We start from the raw sequence: 22,520 nt of genomic DNA, 5'->3' as shown, positions 1-22,520 counted from the left end.
AAGAGACAACTATCTACAAAAAAAATGCGTCTTACTTAATAGTAGTAACATCTATTCGTCAAAACTATCAAATATGGATTCAAGACAGCATATAGAGCAAAAGCAAGCTAATAAATCGATTATCATTACAAAACCCCCAAAATGGCGATTACATATCATGCGAGGGCTATTCTTTTTAAATGTCATCAGTTTGGCATTTGATAATTGGTCCAGAATTCTTTTCCCTAAAGAACAAATGGACACATTAACAGGTGTTACTATAAGCTTCTGGGCAGCCTTTTCTCTGTTAAACATATTAGGGGTTAGGTTTCCTCTAAAACTAATCCCCATATTATTACTACAATTATTATATAAAACAGCCTGGATTATTGGAACATATCTACCAGCTAAAAAAAATGGGTTATTAAATGAAGATTTGGAATCGTTTTTATGGGTTTGTATAGCAGGTATTGTTTTGAACTTATTAATAATTCCATGGAGGTATGTCTACAAATACTACTTAAGAGGTTTTTTTGAATTGAAATAATAAACTGTTTCGTATTTATTTTCTTTCGAAAAAATGTAACTTTGCTCGTCATTATACATGAAAATATTAAAACGATTTTATATCAAGTCGTTACCTGTAATATGATCAAACAAAACGAGAAGACAAAACGGAATTTATGAAAAAACTAACCTTACTTTTATTCGCTATAATTATTATGAGTTGTAGTAGCGATGATGACAATACTAATGAGAACAATTCGGATACTGCGAATTTCAAAATTGAATATACTTCACAGTTATCAGATGCTGATTTGAATTTGGACGTAACTTTTACGTGGAATGATGAAAACGGACAATTACAAAGTGAAACGACAAATATTGTTGATCCTCAGGCCTACTCTGAATTAGCAGATGAAAAAACTACTAAAATCACAAATACTATAGGAGTGATATTCAAAATCAAAAGTGGAAGTAATTTTTTATCGGATACATATGTAAAAGTGACAAATACTAACAATAATACGACTTATGACGTAACTAACTCTAAATCGATTGGTTCAACAGGAGGAGCAATAGACAATAATACTCTGACTGTTATTTTCGATAGAGAAACCAGCACATTTGAGTCTGAATATTCAACAACAAATTAAAAATAAAAAAGTATTAACGTGTAAACGCTCAATAAAGGCTGAATTTTCGATTAGAAGATTCAGCCTTTATTATTAACTTGCTTGCATCAGTGAAAAATACTCTAGCACTTTCCCGTTACTGACACTTACACAAAACGGATAAATACCCCAATCACTCCCCACTCCCAAACCGTTTCATTTCCTGCAAAGGCTCTAAGGTTTGTTCATTTTGCCAAGTCGATGTTTTAAAAGCTTTTAGCAAGGTATAAGGCACTACTTTTTCTTGTTTGATTAAGGTAAAATCTTCTAAAGTTATATTTTTAACATCTGTGAAAAGTATTTCCTCTTTATTGCGGTTATCACCTTCAATGTTAAATTCAAGACTCACTTTGTTTTTCTCGCGGCTATTTTCAATAAGTTTTAAACCTCTGCTCACATAAAAATAAGCACCTTTTATTCGTTTAATATATTTTGGTTGGTATTTGTTTTCACTATTTTTTTCATAGATATAGGTGCCCTCACTAACATTTTCAATAAACTTGACTCCTAGAACGAGTTTTAAGTTTACTTTTTTACCGTGGCGAGAACCATAATATTTATAATCTACTTTGGTAACCGCATAATTTTCGTCCGAGATAAATAGCTTACCCGTAAATTTTGCTTTCCCTCTTCTTGGTTTATAACTTACAATATAAGTGAGCTCGCCATTATTGTAACCTACATCTTCAAATGTGTGATCGTATAGTTTAGGGTTTAAAATATTTTTCAAAAAAGAATCACCTACAAACATGGATTTGCGTAATAACGAACCTGTCGTATTTTTTAGATCAGAGACATTATATTCATTTTTCATCTTGTCTTTAAAATCTTGATTTCTTAATGATAATGAGTCCTCAACTTTAAACCATCCCGATTTAACTTTATAGGTTTTCATGGTATCTATATATTTCAAAGCCATGGTTTGTGCTTTTTCTTGCACAGCCTCAATAGAAAAGTCATTCTTATGATCAAAAAGCTTCGTGGCCTTATTCACAAAGAGTTTACTGCTATCCTTGTCTAAACTGAATAATTCGCCTTTAAAGTCTGAAAAATGAATAATATGACTGGCGATAATATGTTTGGAGAGCGAATCTAAACTTTTATTAGCCTTTTTTATGTTTTTAGATTTTACATGTAATGCTTTTTCAATATCAAAGTCTAAGTTTTTAAAATTAACATAATCGGTACTTCTATAAAATATGTCATATTTGTTAAGGCTAATATCATAATTCTCACTAAGTTTTGCATTTACTCTAGCAATGATAGAATCTACATTGGGGCGTTTATTACTAATATAAACCTCACTAAGTTGATTAATGGCAGTTTCTAAAGGAATTATAAAGTTAAGTGATTCAATATCAGCTATGCTAAGTGTTTTGTTTTGATACCCTAAACAAGAAATCATAACAGTATTGTTTTGAATATCTTCTGAATTTATACTAAAATAGCCTTCTTCGTTAGAAATAACACCACTAAATTTACCTGTTTTAATGGTCGCATAGGGTATAGGGGTTTTAGTTTTCCTATCTATCAGTTTAGCTGTGATATTTTGGGAATGTATGCAGAAGCCAGCCAATAAAAAAGCTACGAGTAAGACTAATTTTTTCATAATCGATAGTTTCATAAGATCAACGAGTAAAATAGAATAATGTTACATCGAGGTATTATTACCTTTACATATATGAATTTATAAAAATAAGTATAAAAAACCGAGTGTATAGTCTACATTTTGCATGTCCCTTTGAAAAGATATGAATGACACAAATTTATACAAATCTAACGTTGCACAAGGCTATACATAAATACGAATCACTAAACCTATGCAGGTTTGAAATCTGTAGATAGACAGATATCGTTATTGAATTTTATAATTTTTATAAAATACTGTTAATTATAATATATCTTTGCACTCGCAAAAAAGAGATTTCCGTCTTTGCGGGAATTAAAAATAAATTTTCAATGAAAGCAGGAATTGTAGGATTGCCTAATGTAGGAAAGTCAACGTTATTTAATTGTTTATCGAATGCCAAAGCGCAAAGTGCAAACTTTCCATTTTGTACTATAGAACCTAATATTGGTGTAGTGAATGTACCAGACCATCGTTTAGAAAAATTAGAAGAGTTGGTAAACCCAGAGCGTGTACAACCTGCAACTGTTGAAATTGTAGATATTGCAGGATTGGTAAAAGGAGCGAGTAAAGGAGAAGGTTTAGGGAATCAGTTTTTGGCAAACATTAGAGAGACCGATGCGATTCTTCATGTATTGCGCTGTTTCAACAATGATAATATTGTGCATGTTGATGGTAGCGTAGATCCGATAAGAGATAAAGAAACTATCGATATGGAACTACAACTTAAAGATTTAGAAACTGTCGATAAAAAACTTGATAAAGTAAAGCGTGCTGCCAAAACAGGAAATAAAGAAGCCCAAAAAGAAGAAGCAGTATTATTAACTATAAAAGCTGGCTTGGAAGCAGGAACATCTGTTCGTGCTTTGGAATTTAGTGAAGAAGATTATGCCGATTTTGTAAAACCATCTCAGTTTATCACAGACAAACCCGTGATGTATGTTTGTAATGTTGATGAAGGCGCAGCAGTTTCTGGAAATGCCTATGTTGAAAAAGTAAGAGAGGCCGTTAAAGATGAAAATGCTGAGGTTTTAGTGTTAGCTGTTGGTACAGAGGCAGATATTAATGAGTTGGATGATTATGAAGAACGTCAAATGTTTTTACAAGATATTGGACTTGAAGAACCGGGTTCTGCGAAACTAATTCGTTCAGCTTACAAGTTGCTAAACCAACAAACTTACTTTACCGCTGGAGTCAAAGAAGTGCGTGCCTGGACAATAGATATAGGAGCCAGTGCACCGCAAGCAGCAGGCGTTATACACACCGATTTTGAAAAAGGCTTTATTCGCGCCGAAGTTATTGGTTACGACGACTATGTATCTTTTGGAAGTGAAGCCAAAGTAAAAGAAGCTGGAAAAATGCGGGTGGAAGGGAAAAATTATACCGTTAAAGATGGAGATGTGATGCATTTCTTGTTTAATGTGTAGGTTTTTGATCTTAGATTGTAGAGGATAGAAAATAGAAGATAGATTCTAGACTCTAGACTCTGGACTAAAAGGAATTATTATTTACTTATTATTAAATATAAATTACTAAGCACCTCAACTGTTTACTGCCACTGAACACTGCAACTGCAAACTCAAATATTAGCGATATATTCTTTTCTCACGAAGGAGCGAAGACGCAAAGGAAATACGGATTGCTGTTTACTGAATACTGCAACTGTTTACTAAACACTGAGACTGCCAACTGAACACTTAATATCACTTCTGAACATCGTAATTCTTCAACATCTAAAATAATTACTAAAAAGCAGGAGGCTACCTTCGTTTCATGCAAACTACAAGAACTTTTGTTTACGGTGTTTTTCTAGGAATTCTCGGAATCGTATTATTTTCCTCAAAAGCAGTTATGGTAAAATTAGCGTATCAATACGAAGTAGATACGATTAGTATTCTATTGCTTAGAATGTTATTTTCATTTCCTTTTTACCTCATTATAGCCTATTTATATAGACATCAAAACAAGGAGGCTACAATAAAGAATAAACATTATGCTTGGGTCGTGTTTTTTGGATTCGTTGGGTATTATTTGGCCAGCTATTTTGATTTTGTGGGACTTACATATATAAAAGCAAGTTTAGAACGTATCATTTTGTTTTTGTATCCCACTATCGTACTACTTCTAAATTGGTTCTTTTTAAAACAACCCATAACTAAAATTCAGGGAGGCGCAATAGCTTTAACCTATTTAGGTATTGTTATTGCGTTTTGGGATGAGGTTGCTATTTCTGGAAATGACACCTATATAGGCGGTTTTTTTATTTTACTTAGCGCTATAACCTATGCCTCATATTTGGTTGGAGGTGGTTGGTTAATTCCTAAATTTGGAGTTGTAACATTCACAGCATATGCCATGATCGTTTCATGTATTTGCGTATTTATTCATTATAGCATTATAAGCAACGTAGACCTGTTTAGTTTTTCATGGGAAGTTTATTTGTTGGGTTTTTTAATAGCCATTTTTGCGACTGTGATTCCGTCATTTTTAGTCTCAGCATCAATTAAAATGATCAGTTCATCGAACTTTGCAATTGTAGCCGGTATCGGACCAATTTCTACCATCGTTCTGGCATCTATTTTCTTAAACGAAGTCCTAACGTTATTACAACTTTTTGGAGCTCTGGCCGTTATAATAGGTATTTTATTAGTGTCTATAAAGAAGTCAAAAACCAAAGCATAAGGTTCTCAACAAAAACAATGTTATATTGTTAATTACTTTGTGTGACGGAGGTTTTATTTTTTACGACGTTGTCTTATATTAGCGTTCTATCATTAAATTTAGCGCAGTTCTATGGCCGAACAATCCAATTATACCGAAGATAATATACGCTCACTCGACTGGAAAGAACATATCCGTATGCGTCCTGGGATGTATATTGGTAAACTTGGGGATGGCTCGTCTCCAGATGATGGAATTTATATCTTATTAAAAGAAGTTTTAGATAACTCTATTGATGAGTATGTCATGGGAGCTGGAAAAACCATTGAAATATCGATTCAGGGCACTAAGGTAACGGTTCGTGATTACGGACGTGGAATTCCTTTAGGAAAAGTTGTTGATGTAGTTTCCAAAATGAATACAGGAGGAAAGTATGATTCTAAAGCTTTCAAAAAATCTGTAGGGCTAAATGGAGTAGGTACCAAAGCAGTCAATGCATTATCGTCATATTTTAGAGTAGAATCTACGCGTGATAATAAGTCAGCTTCCGCGGAATTTGAAAAAGGTAATCTGACAAATAAAGAATCATTAGATACAACGACAAGAAGAAAAGGAACAAAAGTGTCTTTTATTCCAGATGATCTCATTTTTAAAAACTATAAATATAGAAATGAGTACATCGTTAAGATGCTTAAAAACTATGTCTATCTAAATCCAGGGTTGACCATCGTTTTTAATGGTGAAAAGTATTATAGCGAAAACGGATTAAAAGATTTACTAAGTGAAAATATTAATGAATCCGATAGACTATATCCTATTATCCATTTACGAGGTGATGATATTGAAATAGCATTAACCCATAGTAAAACACAATATAGCGAAGAATATCATTCGTTTGTAAACGGACAAAATACAACCCAAGGAGGAACGCACTTAAATGCATTTAGAGAAGCATTAGTAAAAACCGTACGTGAGTTTTATGGTAAAAATTATGATGCATCCGATGTTAGAAAATCTGTAGCCAGTGCTATTGCCATTAAGGTTATGGAGCCTGTTTTTGAAAGTCAGACTAAAACAAAATTAGGTTCTACAGATATGGGAGGTGATTTACCTACGGTTAGAACCTATATAAATGATTTTGTAAAAACACAATTAGATAATTTTCTACATAAAAATCAAGATACGGCAGAAGCCATTCAACGTAAAATATTACAAGCAGAAAGAGAACGAAAGGAACTTTCCGGCATAAGAAAATTAGCAAAAGATCGTGCTAAAAAGGCAAGTCTACATAATAAAAAACTACGTGATTGTAGAGTGCATTTTGGAGATACCAAAAATGAACGTAATTTAGAAACTACACTTTTTATTACCGAGGGGGATTCGGCTTCCGGAAGTATTACAAAATCTCGTGATGTTAATACACAAGCCGTTTTTAGCTTAAAAGGAAAACCGTTAAACTGTTATGGGTTAACCAAGAAAATTGTTTACGAGAATGAAGAATTTAACCTGTTACAAGCTGCTTTAAATATAGAAGAATCCTTAGAGGATTTACGTTATAATAATGTCGTTATTGCAACAGATGCCGATGTCGATGGGATGCATATACGTTTATTATTAATCACATTCTTTCTTCAATTTTTTCCAGAAGTAATCAAAGAAGGGCATTTGTATATATTACAAACCCCTTTATTTCGCGTAAGGAATAAAAAAGAAACCATTTATTGTTATTCAGAAGAAGAACGTATAAATGCTATTGAGAAATTAAAACCAAAACCAGAAATAACCCGATTTAAGGGATTAGGTGAAATTTCGCCAGATGAATTTAAGCATTTCATTGGTGATGACATTCGATTAGATCCTATCATGTTAGATGATAATATGTCTGTTGAAGAACTATTATCATTCTATATGGGCAAAAATACGCCAACACGACAAGAGTTTATTATTGATAACTTAAAAGTTGAAATGGATTTAATAGAAGACACAAAATAGTTATGAAATAAAGCACATATTATTTAATAATACGTAAATTTCTCCTACTAAGAATTGATATAAAGCATGACCGAAGACGAAGACCCTAACGATGATTTAATTAACGAGCAAGAAGAACCTCAGGAAACCATTACCCGAGTAACGGGTATGTATAAAGATTGGTTTCTAGATTACGCATCTTATGTTATTTTAGAGCGTGCTGTACCAGCCATAGAAGATGGTTTTAAACCCGTGCAACGTCGTATTATGCATTCTATGAAAGATTTGGATGATGGACGTTACAACAAAGTAGCAAATATTGTTGGTCATACTATGCAATACCATCCACACGGAGATGCGAGTATTGCAGATGCCATGGTACAAATTGGTCAGAAAGATTTACTTATAGATACCCAGGGAAACTGGGGAAATATATTAACAGGAGATCGCGCGGCAGCATCACGTTATATTGAAGCCCGTATTTCTAAATTTGGATTAGATGTAGTATACAATCCAAAAATTACCGAGTGGCAAGCTAGTTATGATGGCAGACGTAAAGAGCCAGTTAACCTACCGGTTATGTTTCCCTTGCTATTGGCACAAGGGGGCGAAGGGATTGCAGTAGGACTATCAACAAAGATATTACCACATAATTTTATTGAACTTATTGATGCTTCCATTAAGCATTTACAAGGAAAACGATTTACCATAGTACCAGATTTTCCAACAGCGGGAATTGCCGATTTTTCTAATTATAATGATGGACTACGAGGAGGTAAAGTACGTGTACGTGCTAAAATTTCTCAGCTGGATAAAAATACCCTGGTCATTTCAGAAATTCCATATGGAACTACAACGTCATCCCTTATAGACTCTATTTTAAAAGCCAATGATAAAGGAAAAATAAGAGTTAAGAAGATTGAAGATAATACGGCAGCAGAAGTTGAAATTTTAGTGCATTTACCTTCAGGGTTATCACCAGATAAAACAATAGATGCACTCTATGCATTTACGAGCTGTGAATCGTCTATATCGCCTTTAGGGTGTGTAATTGAAGATAACAAACCATTATTTATTGGTGTTTCCGAAATGTTACGCCGTTCTACAGATAATACCGTTCAGCTTCTTAAAAGTGAACTTGAAATTAAATTAAGTGAGTTTGAAGAACAATGGCATTTTGCAAGTTTAGAACGTATTTTTATTGAAAACAGGATTTATCGTGATATTGAAGAGGAAGAAACCTGGGAAGGTGTTATTAGTGCTATTGATAAAGGATTACAACCACATATTAAACATTTAAAACGTGCCGTAACAGAAGAGGACATTACCAGATTAACCGAGATACGAATTAAACGTATATCAAAATTTGATATAGATAAGGCACAACAAAAAATAGAAGCTTTAGAAGAGCAAATAGCAGAAATAAAGCATCATTTAGCTAATCTTATTGATTATGCAATTGCGTATTTTACAAGATTGAAGAAAGATTACGGAGAAGGAAGAGAACGTAAAACAGAGATTCGTGCGTTTGATGATGTAGACGCGACTAAAGTGGTTATAAGGAACACAAAACTTTATGTAAATAGAGCAGAAGGCTTTATTGGAACCTCACTTAGACGTGATGAATATGTGGGTGATTGTAGTGATATAGATGATATTATAGTGTTCACGAAAGCAGGGAAGATGATGATTACCAAGGTAGGCACAAAAACCTTTATAGGTAAAGATATTATACATGTTGCTGTATTTAAGAAAAAGGACAAGCGCACTATTTATAATATGATATATCGTGATGGTAAAAGTGGACCATCATACATTAAGAGATTTGCTGTTACAGGGGTAACAAGAGATAAGGAATATGATTTAACAAATGGAAATAAAGGCTCTACAGTGCTTTATTTTTCTGCAAATCCGAATGGAGAAGCCGAAGTTATTACAATATTATTACGACAAGCGGGAAGTATTAAGAAACTAAAATGGGATATTGATTTTGCAGATATACTCATAAAAGGAAGAGTATCCAAAGGCAATGTCGTTACCAAATATTCTATAAAACGCGTTGAATTAAAAGAAAAGGGGGTTTCCACATTAAAACCTCGTAAAATATGGTTCGATGATACCGTAAGACGTTTAAATGTTGATGGTAGAGGCGACTTAATAGGAGAATTTAGAGGTGAGGATAAACTACTCATCATTAATCAATCTGGGGTCGTAAAAACGGTTACACCAGAAGTAACGATGCATTTTGATGATGATATGATAGTTATGGAAAAATGGATTCCTAAAAAGCCTATATCCGCAATTTATTTTAATGGAGAAAAAGAGATTTACTATGTAAAACGTTTTTTAATTGAAAACGAAGGACGCGAGGAATCATTTATTTCAGAGCACCCTAGTTCGCAATTAGAAATTGTATCTACAGACTGGAAACCTGTTGCAGAAGTAGTCTTTGCTAAAGAACGAGGTAAAGACAGGAAAGATAATTTAGAAGTGAATCTTGAAGAATTTATTTCCATTAAAGGGATCAATGCTTTAGGGAATCAGTTAACAAAAGATAAAGTAAATCAAGTCAATTTATTAGATCCATTACCATATGAGGCTCCGGAAGAAGTGCATGCAGATGACTTAGAGGTTGTTGGAGAAACTGAAATTACTGCAAATACACCTGTGAGTAATGATACACCTTCGAACTCAAATGATGATGTAAAACTATCTGAGGAAGATCCTGATGATGAAGGACAAATAACGTTGTTTTAATTATCAGATTATCAATTTTTGTCATTCAGAGTAAAGTGAAGAATCTCATTGTTATATTAGACGAAATCCTAATTTGACCTGTATAACATTGCGTATATAAAATATTAGTAAAAAGGCGGAAAGGAAAACAAGTCTTTTTCAACTCCGCTTGCATGTTATGTTTTTCTGAATAAATTGTATGAAGTCATGTCGACGTTAGGAGACATCACATCACATTTTTTGATACGAATTATTGGAGTGTTTTATGCGATTTCTCACTAAGTTCGAAATGACCTAGAATGAGAAATTAGGCTTATAGAGTCATCGAGATAATATGTTTTTCTCAATGGCTTTGTTTACCTGCCTATCTGGCAGGAGAATTTTCAGCACGGGTTAGTGGTTCAAGACCTGTCAGGTTTTCAAAACATAAGTGTTCGGAAGAGCTTTAAGAGGTATCAAATATATCAGATTTGCGTGGATCTCCCTCGCAAATCACTACTATTTCTCTTATTATTTCCATATTTAGTTCCTCGGTAAATTCGTATTTAGCTATTTTATAACTCTTTACATTGTTTAGTTTTTTGTAAAGCAATAAAAGTATCCCAACAATCATGGTCATATACATCATGACCTTGATTCCGTTTTCACTTTGGTTGACAAGATGCTTAAAATGCAAGTGCTGCTTTATGAACTTAAAGAACACTTCAATGTCCCAACGTCTTTTATAAATCTCGGTAACATCATCCGCATTTAAATCTTCTATATTAGTCAGGAACAGTAACTCTTCCCTTGTCTGCTTTGAATGTGACCTTATAAGCCTGAAGGGTTTCTTTAAAAGTGATTTGTTCTGATGGTACAAGTATACCCTCTCATCACTAAAGATATTTAGAGTATCGGTCTCAATACTGTTTCCCAACCTATTTTGCTCAATGACCTTTATACTCTTTGTCGGGTTTATTCTTGTGACAAAGAAGATGTCCAACTGGTTGAATTCTTGAAACGTTGTTCTTTTCTTTAAACCTCTATCAAAAACGACTACCTCTGTACCCTTGATATTGGCATTAAGAATCGCCTCACGTAAGGTCAGGTCTTCTGCTAAGTGCTTCTGTTCGTTATAAAAACGAATATTGCTCGGCAGGTTGTTGGTCAGGCCAACAGTGAATTTTATCTGTTTCTTGCCATGCTCACCTTTCTTGTTCTTCAGCCCGTTGACCATCCCTTTTTTTAATAGTTTGGCAGAAAGGGACAGGCTTGTTGAATCAAATTGGCGAATATTGTAGGGCTCCTGTTCTGTATCAAAGTATTGTTCGGAAAGCTCATAAACATGGGCATGTATCCTTTCGAAATACGCTGAGTTTATAACGGAAATACGCTCTGACAAGCTACTGTGCCTAATGGTCTGACCTTTTTCTATTCCAGAATAAAGCTTGAATAGGTTGTTGGAAAATGTTTTCTCCATGAGACGCAAACTGATCTTTTTATCGTCTAAAAGGGACATCAGCAATAATTTGAAAACAACTTCGCCTTGTAACTTTTTTGATTTATAGTTTGTACCCGTCTCCAAGGCCAAAGACGTTAAAAAATCATTGCCTATTAGTTTTAATAAACTGTGAACACTAACTTTTTTTCTCATGTAACCTTGATTTAAGAAACTAATGTATGAAAATATGTCAATGAACTTTGCTCTTCCGAACACTTATGTTTTCAAAACCTGACAGGTCTTTTAGGGATTGACCGAAGCCATCACTTTTAATGGAGGATATTTACTTTTGTTCTAAGTTCTAAACATACTATTCTATAATCGAATTCGTTACCGCAATAGGCGTATCTGCATGCATTGAAATACTTGGAAAAGCGGGATACCAAGACCCGCCAATATTATTTTGTATGATGGAATTGTCTATAATGATATTCCCAGAATGATCATTACTAACAAAGAAAATAGAGGAGCCAAAGGCGTTAACTTCGTTTTCTTCAATGCGAGTACCAAACACTCTTAAAGTCATGGTGTTTCCATCATTGTAAATAGCGCCACCGCTACCACCTCCAGGAGTACCTGCTTGTGCTGGGTTTCCACCATTACCAATGGCTCTATTATGAGAAAAAAGACTATTTATAACTGTCCAGGATACACCTATGCTGCTTATACCACCACCATTAGCTCCAACATTGCCATACCCCTTAGCACCACCAAAAGTAGAGTTTACAACATAGACGGGCTGATCGTTATATTGACTAAAAACCCGAATAGCGGCTCCACCAACATCTGGTCCTTCACTAGCACATATATTATTAAAGAAACGTGAGTTTACTACTTTAAATCGTCCGCCACGAACCCATATAGCACCACCTCCAGTATACTCGGTTTCAGATGTAGAATTTCCATCAGTAAAAGTAATATTCTGTACGGTAAGTCTTGGATGATCTTGATTTTGACAATGGTCTGTGGTCCATACCTGATCCGGATCGCAAGTATTCATATATAAAATACGGGTGTTTCCATTGCCGCTTAAAGTAATTAACCCGCCTCCATCAATAACAACTTCAGGATTCGCATTATTAAATACTTTGGCAGGTTTATCCATTACTATTGTGTGTGGGTTCGGTCCACAATCAAAAATTATTTTACCTCCCTGTGCCACAGCATTTACAACGGCTTCGCAAGTACAGCTTTCTGGAGTACCATTACCAACAACTACATCAGGATTTGAAACATCTTCTAAGCCAGCTTCAGTAGGAATTGATGAATTACCTTTAGGATTACCCGCTGCAGGACCATTTTCTGGATTTTCAAGGGGGTTATGTATGGAATTCGAAGTGTTGTCACTCGCTTTGGAACAATTGGTGAAAATAAAGGCAAGAGTTATAATTAAAATGCTCTTGATGATTTTGTAGGTTAAGTTTTTCATCAGATAAGTAGTTAAAAATATATATACGTTTGCAATGCTATTTTTAGATGCAATTTTGTAGAATGATTACTTTATAATTTATCACTAATTTAATTTGTATTGATAAACAATTATTAAAATAAGGTTATATAGAATTCATGTTAAATAAATAAAAATTCCCTCTCAACACTGGTCGAGAGGGAATTTTCATAAGGTCTTAAAATTAGACTATTTCAGATTATGCTTTTTTAGCTTTAGCTTTTTTTAATTGTTTTTGTATTTTCTTTATAGCAGATTCTATCGATTTTTCCGGTTCTATAATGTTATACAATCCCCAGAATTTTGGGTCGGCAAAACCATAAGTTGCATCGGCTAAAATGGTAGTTGGACGTATCATTTTGTTTCTAGGTTTTTCGATAACAGCATCTTTAATCTTCCAGTCGGTAATAGCCATTTCACTATTCAACGTGTAAACATTATTAAATAATTTCCGCTTCCATTTAACTTTAAAACTTAATGAAATATTGCTATAAGCATAATGCCATTTACCATTTTTAGTTCTGTAATTCACTCTATAAGTAGCCTGCGTTGGGTAAACAATAGCAGATCCAGGTTTTTTGCGTACATACATTTCACTGGTTAGTTTCTTGTTTTCAACATTTAAACTATAAACAGCATTTGTAAGTGCTAAGGTTTTAGCATCAATATAAAGTTTACCATAGTATAGAGGTGTGGCAACTGATGGTTTTTGTTTAAAATTAATGACATAAACTAAATTTTTATTTATTTGAGTCGATGTGTCAAAACTAAAATCATAATAAGGGATATTTTCATTAGTGAAAATATATTCTGGATATTTAATGATATCAGTATACAAATTACTAAAAGGACCGCCTTGTAATTTTACGGCTAGAGTATCAAGTCTTGTGTAATCTGTTTTTTTTCTTGACTTAATAAGCTCTATGGCATCTCTTTTATAGGTGTCATAGGGACGTTTATGTATTTGCACAATAGCTTCAGACAAAGATGCATTTCTTTTTCTCTTCTTTATAGTTTCTCTATAGAAAGCCGTCATTAATGTATTGTTGTTATTATATAGCTCACTTTTCTTCTCAAGTGTGGCTTCTAAAAGTGCTTTGGCATCACTGTATGTGTCAATCTCTATAGCCGTTAATTCTGTAATAGCAGGAGTTAGTGCTATTTTTAATTTGTTTTCTATAGTTGAAATTTTAATTTCTTTTTTCTCATAACCTAAATGAGAAATAATTAAAGTACCATTTAATAAGGTTTCAGGTATTTTTAATAGAAATTTACCGTCGGTGTTAGTCACAGTGCTAATATTAGAATCAGCAATAACGATGTCTGAAAAAACCAAAATATCTTTAGTTTTTTGGTCAATAACTTCTCCTTTAATCTCTTTTGCAAATTGCTTGTCTTGTGCTGTTACAGTAGAAAAGCTAAAAACTAAAAGTAAAATTAAAGCTCTTAATGTTAGGGATATAGCTCTTTTCATGATGTGTTATGATTTAACTAAAAAGATACAAAAAAAAACGCAAATATTTTCATTTTGTTAATTTTTAACACTTTATACATACCGTTAATCGGTAAAATCTCTAGTTTTTTATTGATAATTAAGAAAAATCTGTCTCGTTAGTGTTTTATTTCCCGTTGTTGATTTTCTTTTAAATTGATAGTCATTGGATTATAAATTAACCCATTGTGCATTTTGATAAAAATTTGTCAATTCGAGTGAATTTTACTCATTTTTATGAGTGAAATTAGTATCGAGAATTAAATTTTTGTTTCAAAACCTGTTCTCGATACAAAATTCTTTCAGAATTTCACTCGAACTGACACTTAGTTAGAGTGAATTAATCAAAATGCGCAACGGGTTAAATTAAAACTAAAATAAAATTATAAAGCTTCATTTTCACCCAAATGATTATCGGTAAGTGTTCTCATAAAAGCTATAATTGCTTGTATTTCGTCTTCAGAAAGATCTAAGTTATCAAATGGTAATGTTTGATGTGGTACATTAAAACCTAACCCAGAGCCACCACCTTTGTTATAAAAATCCATGACTTGTTCTAGGGTTTCATAAACACCATTGTGCATATAAGGAGTTGTAAGTTCTATATTTCTTATGGTGGGAGTTTTAAAAGCGCCTTTTCGTTCCTCTGTTTTAAAAAGATTATACCGACCTAAATCATCATCTAATTTTTTGTTTTCTTTTGTTTCTGGAACACCAATAATTTCGAGTTCAGATTCACTAAAGTTAGGAGGCACAGTGCCATTGAATAATGGAGGAAAATGACAGGTAGCACATGAAGCTTTACCCATAAATATGTTAAACCCCCTTTTTTCTACTTCAGTAAGCGTATTTTCTTTTCCATTAATGTTGTTATCAAATTTTGAACTAAATTCATTTAAAGATCTAACATATGAAGCAATGGAGTGTCTGATATTCATATCGGTTGCACCTCTTGCATATAGAGTGTCGAATGCTTTTGCGTAGTTTTTATCATGTTTTACAACCTCGATAATATGTTTTAGATCGGCATTAAATTCGTCATGATTAGTAACAACTCCTACTATTTGCCCTTCTAAACTACCTGATCTATTATCTAAAAAAAAGGATTTTTGTAAACCCGAATATGTAAGAGTTGGTGTGTTTCTTTTTACATGCTTATTAAAAGTTATTTTTTCATCCGTAAAGGCTTTTTCCTTAATATGGCATGTAGCACAAGACATATCATTCTTTATAGAAAACCTTTTATCATTAAATAGTTGTTTCCCCAGATCAATTTTTGTGTTTAAATGTGCAGTATCGCTTTTGTAGTCTGAGAAGTATTCTAAGTTAAAAGTATTTTTGCTGAATAAACTGGTTGTATTGTTTTTTAAAGCTAATTCTAACGGAAATTCTATACTCCAATCTTCTTGAATTGCTTTTAAGAGTTCTAATTGTTTATTCGTATGATTTTTAATATACTCATATCTATCTAAGCTATCAAAATCTGTATTTAGTGTTTTCTGGGAGTTTATTAATTCTGTTTTCCATTTTTGGAGGAGGTCTTTATTTTTAAAATTGTTTTGGTAAATAGTAAAAACGTCATTTAATGTACCCAAAGCATATCCAGATTCGTTTAATGAAGCTCCTAATATTGGAGAATCAAAATTAGATAATCCAGTTGAAGCAATTCTAACTATAGCGTCTCTTACAAGCCATAACACATGATAATCTTTAAAACTTAAATCAATATTATTTTCTATTAATTTAAGTCTACCACTTGTTACTTTTAAGGCTCTGGATAAAGCTAAAGTATCCATGGATTCTGAAAGTAAATTCTCTTCAACGACTTGATATCCTATAGGTTGATTTATTTTTATATCTGTAGGATCTTCTTCTTGAATTCGTAATAAATTTGGGGAGTTTAAAGATTTGTAGTTTTCTTTTTCTATGTATGATAGTATAGGTTCACTCTTTTTAAAGTGCATTCTAGAATTTAGATAATACTTCTTGTTGGTACCATTGTTATTTGTAATATCAATGCTATCTAAGTATTTGTATGCCATAACAAGATGGTTACTATACAGTTTCTCTAGTTTATCTGTTTTTGTAATAGTTTCTTCTGTATTGTTTTTTTCTTTATTAATACAAGAAATACTTAAAAGCAAAAGACATACACTTAAAGTGTATGCCTTAGCTTTGAATATAAAATTCAAATGTATGTTCATGGGATTATCTATCTAAACCTTTAATTATATATAACATAGATCCTTCTTTTCTATTAGCCAAGTCTGGATTAGCTTTTGGATCAGTAAATGAAGTTCCGTCCGCAGGCTCCCAACCGTGATTTTGGGTTATTAATAAGAATGTGTTATCTCCGTTATTAACAACATCAGTGACATCTATCATACCAGTAATTTCCCAGTTTCTACTAATTGTACCATAACCTAAACCAGCAGCTCTGTTTTGGTCACATTCTAAAACAGTTTTTATTGTGCCTGTACTTAAGTTATATTGATATAATTTAGCAAAACCATTAACAGCAGTGTCTAAATATCCGTTTGGATCTTCTTGTATATATGCATAATTCTCGGTTACTAAAATGTTATCAGGAGAATGGAATCCTTCAGCTTTACCACCAACTTTATCTCCATCTAATACACAAGTAATTTTACAAGTTCCAGTTGGGTCGGTATCGTTTAATACAACTTTGTAAATTCTACCTAAAATAGTTCCTTTTCCAACTAAATCTGGTTTGTCTCTACCAGTTACAGCAAAGTAAACTTCTTTTTGGTTTGAAGCAGAACCTCTTCTCCAATCAATATCTTCTAATCTAGAAAAGCCCATAACACCTTTAGCTTTTGCTTCTGCATCTAAAGCTGCAATTTCTCTTTCCGTTAGTTCAACAAATTCAGCATCGTATTCAGTACCTTCAACCATGTCTACCTCAAAATCGATTCCAGAAGTAGTAACTTTTAGTCCATATAATTTACCACCTTCAAGATCACCTCTGTCACCAACGTACATTCCTAATTGACCAGAAGGTACACTGTTATCAGAATGGTCATCTCCAATAAAAGCAACTGTTTTATCGGCGTAAGCATCCTTACCAATAACAACAGCATTTTCAGTAGACCACTGTCCGAAAGCATTTAATAATTTTCCAGTACTAGCATCAGCAGCATCTTTTGCTGGGTCTGTTAAAAATACACCTTTAGATGCGCCTCCCCATTCTCCTCCAGACAAGTATAAAGGACCAAATCCGTGTTCTTCGGGGCTAATTAATGATCCAGAACATTGTGCAGTTTCTGCAGTTGCAGCAGCATTTAAGATATACTCTCCATGGTAAGGTCTTAAATTTTTGTTTAACATAATACGAGCAATAGAATAATCTGCTTCGATATTATTAATTAAAGTAAAGGTCTCATTTCCATTGTTAATTAATCCAGCTCCGTCTGCCATAGAACCGTAAACAAAGTTAGGAGTGTTTGGAATGACATCTTCTGAAGATAAAATTGGTGTGATTTTTAAATTTACAAAACTGCTAGTTACTTTTAATAAGCTTGGAGATTTCGAAGCTGCTAAATAAACAGATACATCACTACCGTCTGCACCATCTTCACCATCCTGTCCATCAGCTCCATCTACGCCGTCAACACCGTCTGCACCATCTTTTCCGTCTTCAAGATCACAACTTGTAACAGAGATACTAGTTGCAGTAAGAGTAATAAACAATAAAAGAAATTTGAGTAATTTTTTCATAATCTAGATATAATATTTCGGGTTAATTAATTTTATGGCAAATTTATGACCCGACTATTCGAAACCTGTTAAGCTATTAATGTTGTTATATCAATTTAGAGTTATTGTTATGTTAATAAAGTTATCCATTTATTAAAATTATTATCATAATGTTAAGAGGTGCTATGAAGTTTTCTTATTCTTACTAAACAGTAGGAAATTAATGATATAGTGTTTTCTGGTGGACAAAAGTGGGACATTATCGGATTTATTTTTTTAATAAGATTGATACTGATACATTCGTTTTAACCAACTTACAGTATTATGCTAATCAACTTTTTTATTGTTTTAACAATATTTATATCATTTACTCTAAAATATTATGCTCAAACTACGAGAAGACCTAGAATGGTTTTTTTGAGTTGTATAGCATTCCAGCCTTCTTATTTGAGTCCTTTATTTCATATAATCTAAGAAAACAAATTCCAAGTATTTAAATAATGCATTTATATATGAAGAAAAAACTACTAAGCCTTCTTATTGTTTTAATCAGTTTATCAGGATACAGTCAGCAACTATATATGGAATATGGTTCTACAATTTCTTCTTTTGATTATGAAAACTCACGGGGTCAACCACTAGACAACCTTTTGTCAAAATCTAAATCATATTTTGGTATGGGGTACAGACATACTCTTAATGCTGCCAAAACATTATTTTTAAATGCAGGTGCTACTTATAATAGTTATGGAGCCATAGGAAGCGAATCTAGTGTAGATAACTACTTTGCCTGGGATGTTAGTTATCTGGGTATAAAAGCAGGTGTTGATGCCAAATTATTTCAATTAAGAAATCTTGCATTCTTCTTGAATGGATCTGTAGCTTCCGAGTTTTTAATACGAGGAAATCAAACCATAAATAATGATGTTTTTAATCTGGTAGGTGAAGAAGAATTTAATAATAACATTCTTTTTTTTAGGGCAGGAGTTGGTATGCAGTATCCTATTTCTAATAATACAGCAATTTATGCAGGGTATTCCTATGGGAAATCCATATTGATTAATAGTGGCGAAAGTGAAGAGAAATTAAAATTGAATGCACACCAGTTTGGTATTGGGTTTATTATTAACCTGCCAACATGTTATTGTGATTTTTAGATAGTTTGTAATATGGACAAATGGTGGACATCCTATTTTAATATTGGTATTTATTATAGTTTAGATAAAAAAGAAATCTGGAGAATTAAAATATGAATATAAAACTAACCAAGAAGTATGTCTTTTTCCTGTTAGCAATTTGTTTTGCATATTCAATAAAAGCACAGCAAAGAGTAGATAACAATTCATATAGAATCATAAGATCCAATTTAGGAGCAGGAGGCACATCAAAAACAATATCTACCTCAAAAGGGCAATACATAGTGAGTCAGAGTATAGGACAATCTAGCGTCATTGGTACGTATTCTAATAATGGGTATTATTTAAGACAAGGTTATCAACAACCGCCCAGTAAAATAAAAGTTGTAAAACAATCTGACACTAATAATTTATTTGCAACAGTACATCCAAATCCTTTTGCACAAGCAGTTACTATATCTTTTACCGAAAGTACAACCAAAACGATTTCTGTTTTAGTTTATGATATAAGTGGCAAACTTATATATTCCAGAGATTTTCCGCCATCAAAAGATATTGATTTAGATCTAAAACATATTTCCAATGGGTCCTATCTTTTAAAAGCAATTTCCAATGGAAAATTGTTTAATGCAAAACTCATAAAAATATAATTATACATAAAAATATTACGCATCAAAACCAACCTAATCATGAAACGTATTTTTACCCTATTCTTATTTCTTTTTTTGGTCATAGAGGCATTTGGACAGACCGATGGGATTACCTATCAGGCAGTGATCGTGGGGCCCGATGTTCTGGAGCTTCCCGGCGTTGATTCCGAGGGGAACTATTTGCCAAGTACCACGGTAGCCATTCGATTTACGATTCTGGATTCGGGCAATGGCGAGGAGTTCCAAGAGGTACAGTTGACCACCACGGACGAGTTTGGTAGGATCAACCTGATCATAGGGGCCGTAGAGCACGATGCCTTTGAAAAGATCAGTTGGGACGGAACGCCTAAGGACCTTAAAGTAGAGATAGACTTTGAGGGGGGCAACAATTTTGAGGACATGAGCAGGGAGATTTTAACGTTCGTTCCGTATGCCTACCACAGGAATATTACGGCAACGGGAACCTTGGATGTGGACGACAACACGACGCTCAACGGTGAGCTATTGGTCGAAGGGCCAACCACGCTCAACAGTACGCTTGACGTAACCAACGGAAACGAGACGAACCTGTCTGGCACTTTGACCGTAGACGGGGCAACCGATCTGAATGCGGGACTGAACGTGAACGGTCAGAGTACGACAAACCTTTCGGGAGCTCTGAATGTAGGAGAGGATATCGTAGCAGTAGAAGGTGGCCCATGGGACGAGAACGCACCGACCAAGTTAAACGGCACACTGGACGTTGTTGGTCTTACCAACACAAACGGCCTGTCGAACAGGGGAAGCTTCCGTTCGGATGTCCTAGAGGGGCTGGTACTGAACATAACCAGTACACCAGATCAGGACAGGCTAATAGACAACGGTACGGGCTTTAGGCAAAGCTCCATATTAAAAGGGAATACTACGATAGGTACGGTGGAATCTGGAACCTATCCGGACAGGATCACGGTGAACGGGGCTGTTGGCATTACGACCGAGGACGATCTGAACATCACGACGAGCCAGCAGGTCAAGATCAATTCCACGGTACACACAGGGGCGATCAGCTACACGGGGCCATTCGAGCACCCGGTCTCTGGCCTGCAGGTAACGACCACGAACGACAACCCAGGACTTGAAAAGGGGAACTACCCGTTACTGGTTGAGGGGAGTACGCAGGGGATAGCAATCCAGGTGATAGGGAGCAGAAGGAACGGCAACAACTTTATTGGTTTTTGGGATGCCGACAATATGTGGGGGCGCATAGAAGGCGAGATCGCAGTAGAGAACAACAATAACAGTGATTATACCTTCGACATCAGGTCTATGGCCTATGATGTTTATGATGCAGAACTGGACTTAGGTTTTGCCATAGCAAGTGAAGTTCTGGCACTAGCACAACTAGCCGCTTCAATTGCAGATTTTAGAGGATGTGTAGGTTTTGGAGCTTGTCTTTCAGGTCCTGGGCCAGCAGATATTGCCTTCTCGTTAGCACAAGTTATTTTTGAAGGTCTTCAAATAGGCTTTTCCGCAGATGCACTTATCAGGGCAAATAACAATGAGGATATCTATGCCACAAACAAGGCAGACACTCAAGGAGTAACTTATGCATCAGGAGCAGGGGATTACGCGGAGTACTTGCTACGGGCAGATATCAACGAAAAGATGTCCTACGGTGACATTGTTGGTGTAAAAGGTGGTAAGATCTCCAAGCATACCAAAGGAGCCGAGCGCATGATGGTTGTGTCATTCAAGCCCATAGTGCTAGGTAACATGCCGCAGCCAGATCAAGAAAATGCCTACGAAAAAGTAGCCTTTATGGGACAGGTTCCCGTTAAGGTTTTTGGCAAGGTTAAAATTGGTGATTATATAGTACCCAGTGGGAATAATGATGGATTGGGAATCGCAATAGACCCTTCTAAAATGACTTCGGAACGTGTAAAGGACATTGTAGGCGTGGCATGGGGTGTAAACGATAATATTTTAGGTTTTAACAAGGTAAATGTAGCAGTAGGATTAAATAAAAATGATAATAATGCCATTGTTGAAAAGCTGGAAGAACGTATGGAAGAGCAAGATGTTGAAATCAATAATATAAAGAAACAAATTGGAGAATATCTTGTTAGACTTTCAAATTTAGAAAATGGCATAGTAACGTCAACAGACCATTCAAATTTAGAAAAAGATTCAGAACACCATGATGAAGCAGAACATCATGAAACAGAAAGTTATGACCAAAGAGAATATGAGATCATAGAAACAGACAAAGGGGAAATTGTTTATTGGCAAATTACAAGAGAAGATTTTGATAAGGCCTTACAAATGGTTGAAGCCAAGTTATTATCCGAAAAAGGGAATTTTGCGAATGATAAATTATGGAAGAAGATTAAGACGGATTCTAAATTTAGAAATAAAACTTTTGAAGAGCTTAAATCTAAACTTGATAAACAAATCCATTATCACAAGTAAT

At 34.2% G+C, this 22,520-nt stretch carries 15 protein-coding genes; 9 read left to right on the top strand and 6 right to left on the bottom strand.

Going from position 1 to position 22,520, the window contains the following annotated elements; all coding sequences use genetic code 11:
* The first annotated feature begins 73 nt into the window (after positions 1-73).
* Together Q4Q34_RS19300 and Q4Q34_RS19295 are read left to right on the top strand one after the other, a co-directional pair.
* Entirely contained in the window at positions 74-526 is a 453-nt protein-coding gene (locus Q4Q34_RS19300) for a hypothetical protein (RefSeq protein ID WP_303319025.1), read from the top strand.
* Positions 527-662: 136 nt separating this feature from the next.
* The gene (locus Q4Q34_RS19295) at positions 663-1,136 is read left to right on the top strand and encodes a hypothetical protein (protein WP_303319026.1); all 474 of its coding nucleotides are present in this window, start codon (positions 663-665) and stop codon (positions 1,134-1,136) included.
* Between the two features lie 151 nt (positions 1,137-1,287).
* Here Q4Q34_RS19295 and Q4Q34_RS19290 read toward each other — a convergent pair whose 3' ends face one another.
* Positions 1,288-2,763, bottom strand: coding sequence for a carboxypeptidase-like regulatory domain-containing protein (locus Q4Q34_RS19290; protein ID WP_303319027.1), 1,476 nt, complete (start codon positions 2,761-2,763; stop codon positions 1,288-1,290).
* Positions 2,764-3,113: 350 nt separating this feature from the next.
* Here Q4Q34_RS19290 and ychF point away from each other — a divergent pair, with 350 nt between their 5' ends.
* From ychF to Q4Q34_RS19270, 4 genes are all read left to right on the top strand, one after another.
* A complete protein-coding gene (ychF, locus tag Q4Q34_RS19285) occupies positions 3,114-4,208 on the top strand; it encodes a redox-regulated ATPase YchF (RefSeq protein WP_303319028.1) in 1,095 nt (364 codons plus the stop codon).
* Positions 4,209-4,554: 346 nt separating this feature from the next.
* Positions 4,555-5,463, top strand: a complete 909-nt coding sequence (locus Q4Q34_RS19280) for a DMT family transporter (RefSeq protein ID WP_303319029.1) — start codon at positions 4,555-4,557, stop codon at positions 5,461-5,463.
* A 111-nt stretch (positions 5,464-5,574) separates the two neighbouring features.
* The gene (locus tag Q4Q34_RS19275) at positions 5,575-7,434 is read left to right on the top strand and encodes a DNA topoisomerase IV subunit B (RefSeq protein ID WP_303319030.1); all 1,860 of its coding nucleotides are present in this window, start codon (positions 5,575-5,577) and stop codon (positions 7,432-7,434) included.
* A gap of 66 nt (positions 7,435-7,500) precedes the next feature.
* The gene (locus Q4Q34_RS19270; RefSeq protein ID WP_303319031.1) at positions 7,501-10,170 is read left to right on the top strand and encodes a DNA gyrase/topoisomerase IV subunit A; all 2,670 of its coding nucleotides are present in this window, start codon (positions 7,501-7,503) and stop codon (positions 10,168-10,170) included.
* Positions 10,171-10,594: 424 nt separating this feature from the next.
* Here the strand turns inward: Q4Q34_RS19270 and Q4Q34_RS19265 are convergent, their stop codons facing one another.
* The 5 genes from Q4Q34_RS19265 to Q4Q34_RS19245 form a co-directional block, all read right to left on the bottom strand.
* Positions 10,595-11,782: an IS4 family transposase gene (locus Q4Q34_RS19265; protein ID WP_330444543.1), complete on the bottom strand. Its 1,188-nt coding sequence runs from the start codon at positions 11,780-11,782 to the stop codon at positions 10,595-10,597.
* Positions 11,783-11,939: 157 nt separating this feature from the next.
* The gene (locus tag Q4Q34_RS19260; RefSeq protein ID WP_303319210.1) at positions 11,940-13,058 is read right to left on the bottom strand and encodes a hypothetical protein; all 1,119 of its coding nucleotides are present in this window, start codon (positions 13,056-13,058) and stop codon (positions 11,940-11,942) included.
* 217 nt (positions 13,059-13,275) lie between these two features.
* Positions 13,276-14,550: a carboxypeptidase-like regulatory domain-containing protein gene (locus Q4Q34_RS19255; protein ID WP_303319209.1), complete on the bottom strand. Its 1,275-nt coding sequence runs from the start codon at positions 14,548-14,550 to the stop codon at positions 13,276-13,278.
* A 401-nt stretch (positions 14,551-14,951) separates the two neighbouring features.
* Positions 14,952-16,772, bottom strand: a complete 1,821-nt coding sequence (locus Q4Q34_RS19250; protein WP_303319208.1) for a cytochrome-c peroxidase — start codon at positions 16,770-16,772, stop codon at positions 14,952-14,954.
* A 4-nt stretch (positions 16,773-16,776) separates the two neighbouring features.
* Complete coding sequence (locus Q4Q34_RS19245) at positions 16,777-18,306, bottom strand: alkaline phosphatase PhoX (protein ID WP_303319207.1); 1,530 nt, start codon at positions 18,304-18,306, stop codon at positions 16,777-16,779.
* Positions 18,307-18,797: 491 nt separating this feature from the next.
* Here Q4Q34_RS19245 and Q4Q34_RS19240 point away from each other — a divergent pair, with 491 nt between their 5' ends.
* The 3 genes from Q4Q34_RS19240 to Q4Q34_RS19230 all read left to right on the top strand — a co-directional run bounded on the left by Q4Q34_RS19240 (position 18,798) and on the right by Q4Q34_RS19230 (position 22,519).
* On the top strand, positions 18,798-19,442 hold the full coding sequence (locus Q4Q34_RS19240) for an autotransporter outer membrane beta-barrel domain-containing protein (RefSeq protein WP_303319206.1): 645 nt from the start codon (positions 18,798-18,800) through the stop codon (positions 19,440-19,442).
* 92 nt (positions 19,443-19,534) lie between these two features.
* Entirely contained in the window at positions 19,535-20,071 is a 537-nt protein-coding gene (locus Q4Q34_RS19235) for a T9SS type A sorting domain-containing protein (RefSeq protein ID WP_303319205.1), read from the top strand.
* A 39-nt stretch (positions 20,072-20,110) separates the two neighbouring features.
* Entirely contained in the window at positions 20,111-22,519 is a 2,409-nt protein-coding gene (locus tag Q4Q34_RS19230; RefSeq protein WP_303319204.1) for a hypothetical protein, read from the top strand.
* The last annotated feature ends 1 nt before the right edge of the window (position 22,520 follow it).

It is taken from the genome of Flavivirga abyssicola (genome assembly GCF_030540775.2).
Taxonomy (GTDB): Bacteria; Bacteroidota; Bacteroidia; order Flavobacteriales; family Flavobacteriaceae; genus Flavivirga; species Flavivirga abyssicola.
The sequence above is the reverse complement of the archived record's forward strand: the minus strand, read 5'-3'. Positions and strand labels throughout refer to the sequence as shown.

What these genes read in the sequence shown, in the direction of transcription:
- Q4Q34_RS19255 (WP_303319209.1), bottom strand. Translation starts at nt 14,550, where the DNA reads ATGAAAAGAGCTATATCCCTAACATTAAGAGCTTTAATTTTACTTTTA.
- Q4Q34_RS19275 (WP_303319030.1), top strand. Translation starts at nt 5,575, where the DNA reads ATGGCCGAACAATCCAATTATACCGAAGATAATATACGCTCACTCGAC.
- Q4Q34_RS19270 (WP_303319031.1), top strand. Translation starts at nt 7,501, where the DNA reads ATGACCGAAGACGAAGACCCTAACGATGATTTAATTAACGAGCAAGAA.
- ychF (WP_303319028.1), top strand. Translation starts at nt 3,114, where the DNA reads ATGAAAGCAGGAATTGTAGGATTGCCTAATGTAGGAAAGTCAACGTTA.
- Q4Q34_RS19295 (WP_303319026.1), top strand. Translation starts at nt 663, where the DNA reads ATGAAAAAACTAACCTTACTTTTATTCGCTATAATTATTATGAGTTGT.
- Q4Q34_RS19245 (WP_303319207.1), bottom strand. Translation starts at nt 18,306, where the DNA reads ATGAAAAAATTACTCAAATTTCTTTTATTGTTTATTACTCTTACTGCA.
- Q4Q34_RS19290 (WP_303319027.1), bottom strand. Translation starts at nt 2,763, where the DNA reads ATGAAAAAATTAGTCTTACTCGTAGCTTTTTTATTGGCTGGCTTCTGC.
- Q4Q34_RS19280 (WP_303319029.1), top strand. Translation starts at nt 4,555, where the DNA reads ATGCAAACTACAAGAACTTTTGTTTACGGTGTTTTTCTAGGAATTCTC.
- Q4Q34_RS19230 (WP_303319204.1), top strand. Translation starts at nt 20,111, where the DNA reads ATGAAACGTATTTTTACCCTATTCTTATTTCTTTTTTTGGTCATAGAG.
- Q4Q34_RS19235 (WP_303319205.1), top strand. Translation starts at nt 19,535, where the DNA reads ATGAATATAAAACTAACCAAGAAGTATGTCTTTTTCCTGTTAGCAATT.
- Q4Q34_RS19240 (WP_303319206.1), top strand. Translation starts at nt 18,798, where the DNA reads ATGAAGAAAAAACTACTAAGCCTTCTTATTGTTTTAATCAGTTTATCA.
- Q4Q34_RS19265 (WP_330444543.1), bottom strand. Translation starts at nt 11,782, where the DNA reads ATGAGAAAAAAAGTTAGTGTTCACAGTTTATTAAAACTAATAGGCAAT.
- Q4Q34_RS19300 (WP_303319025.1), top strand. Translation starts at nt 74, where the DNA reads ATGGATTCAAGACAGCATATAGAGCAAAAGCAAGCTAATAAATCGATT.
- Q4Q34_RS19260 (WP_303319210.1), bottom strand. Translation starts at nt 13,058, where the DNA reads ATGAAAAACTTAACCTACAAAATCATCAAGAGCATTTTAATTATAACT.
- Q4Q34_RS19250 (WP_303319208.1), bottom strand. Translation starts at nt 16,772, where the DNA reads ATGAACATACATTTGAATTTTATATTCAAAGCTAAGGCATACACTTTA.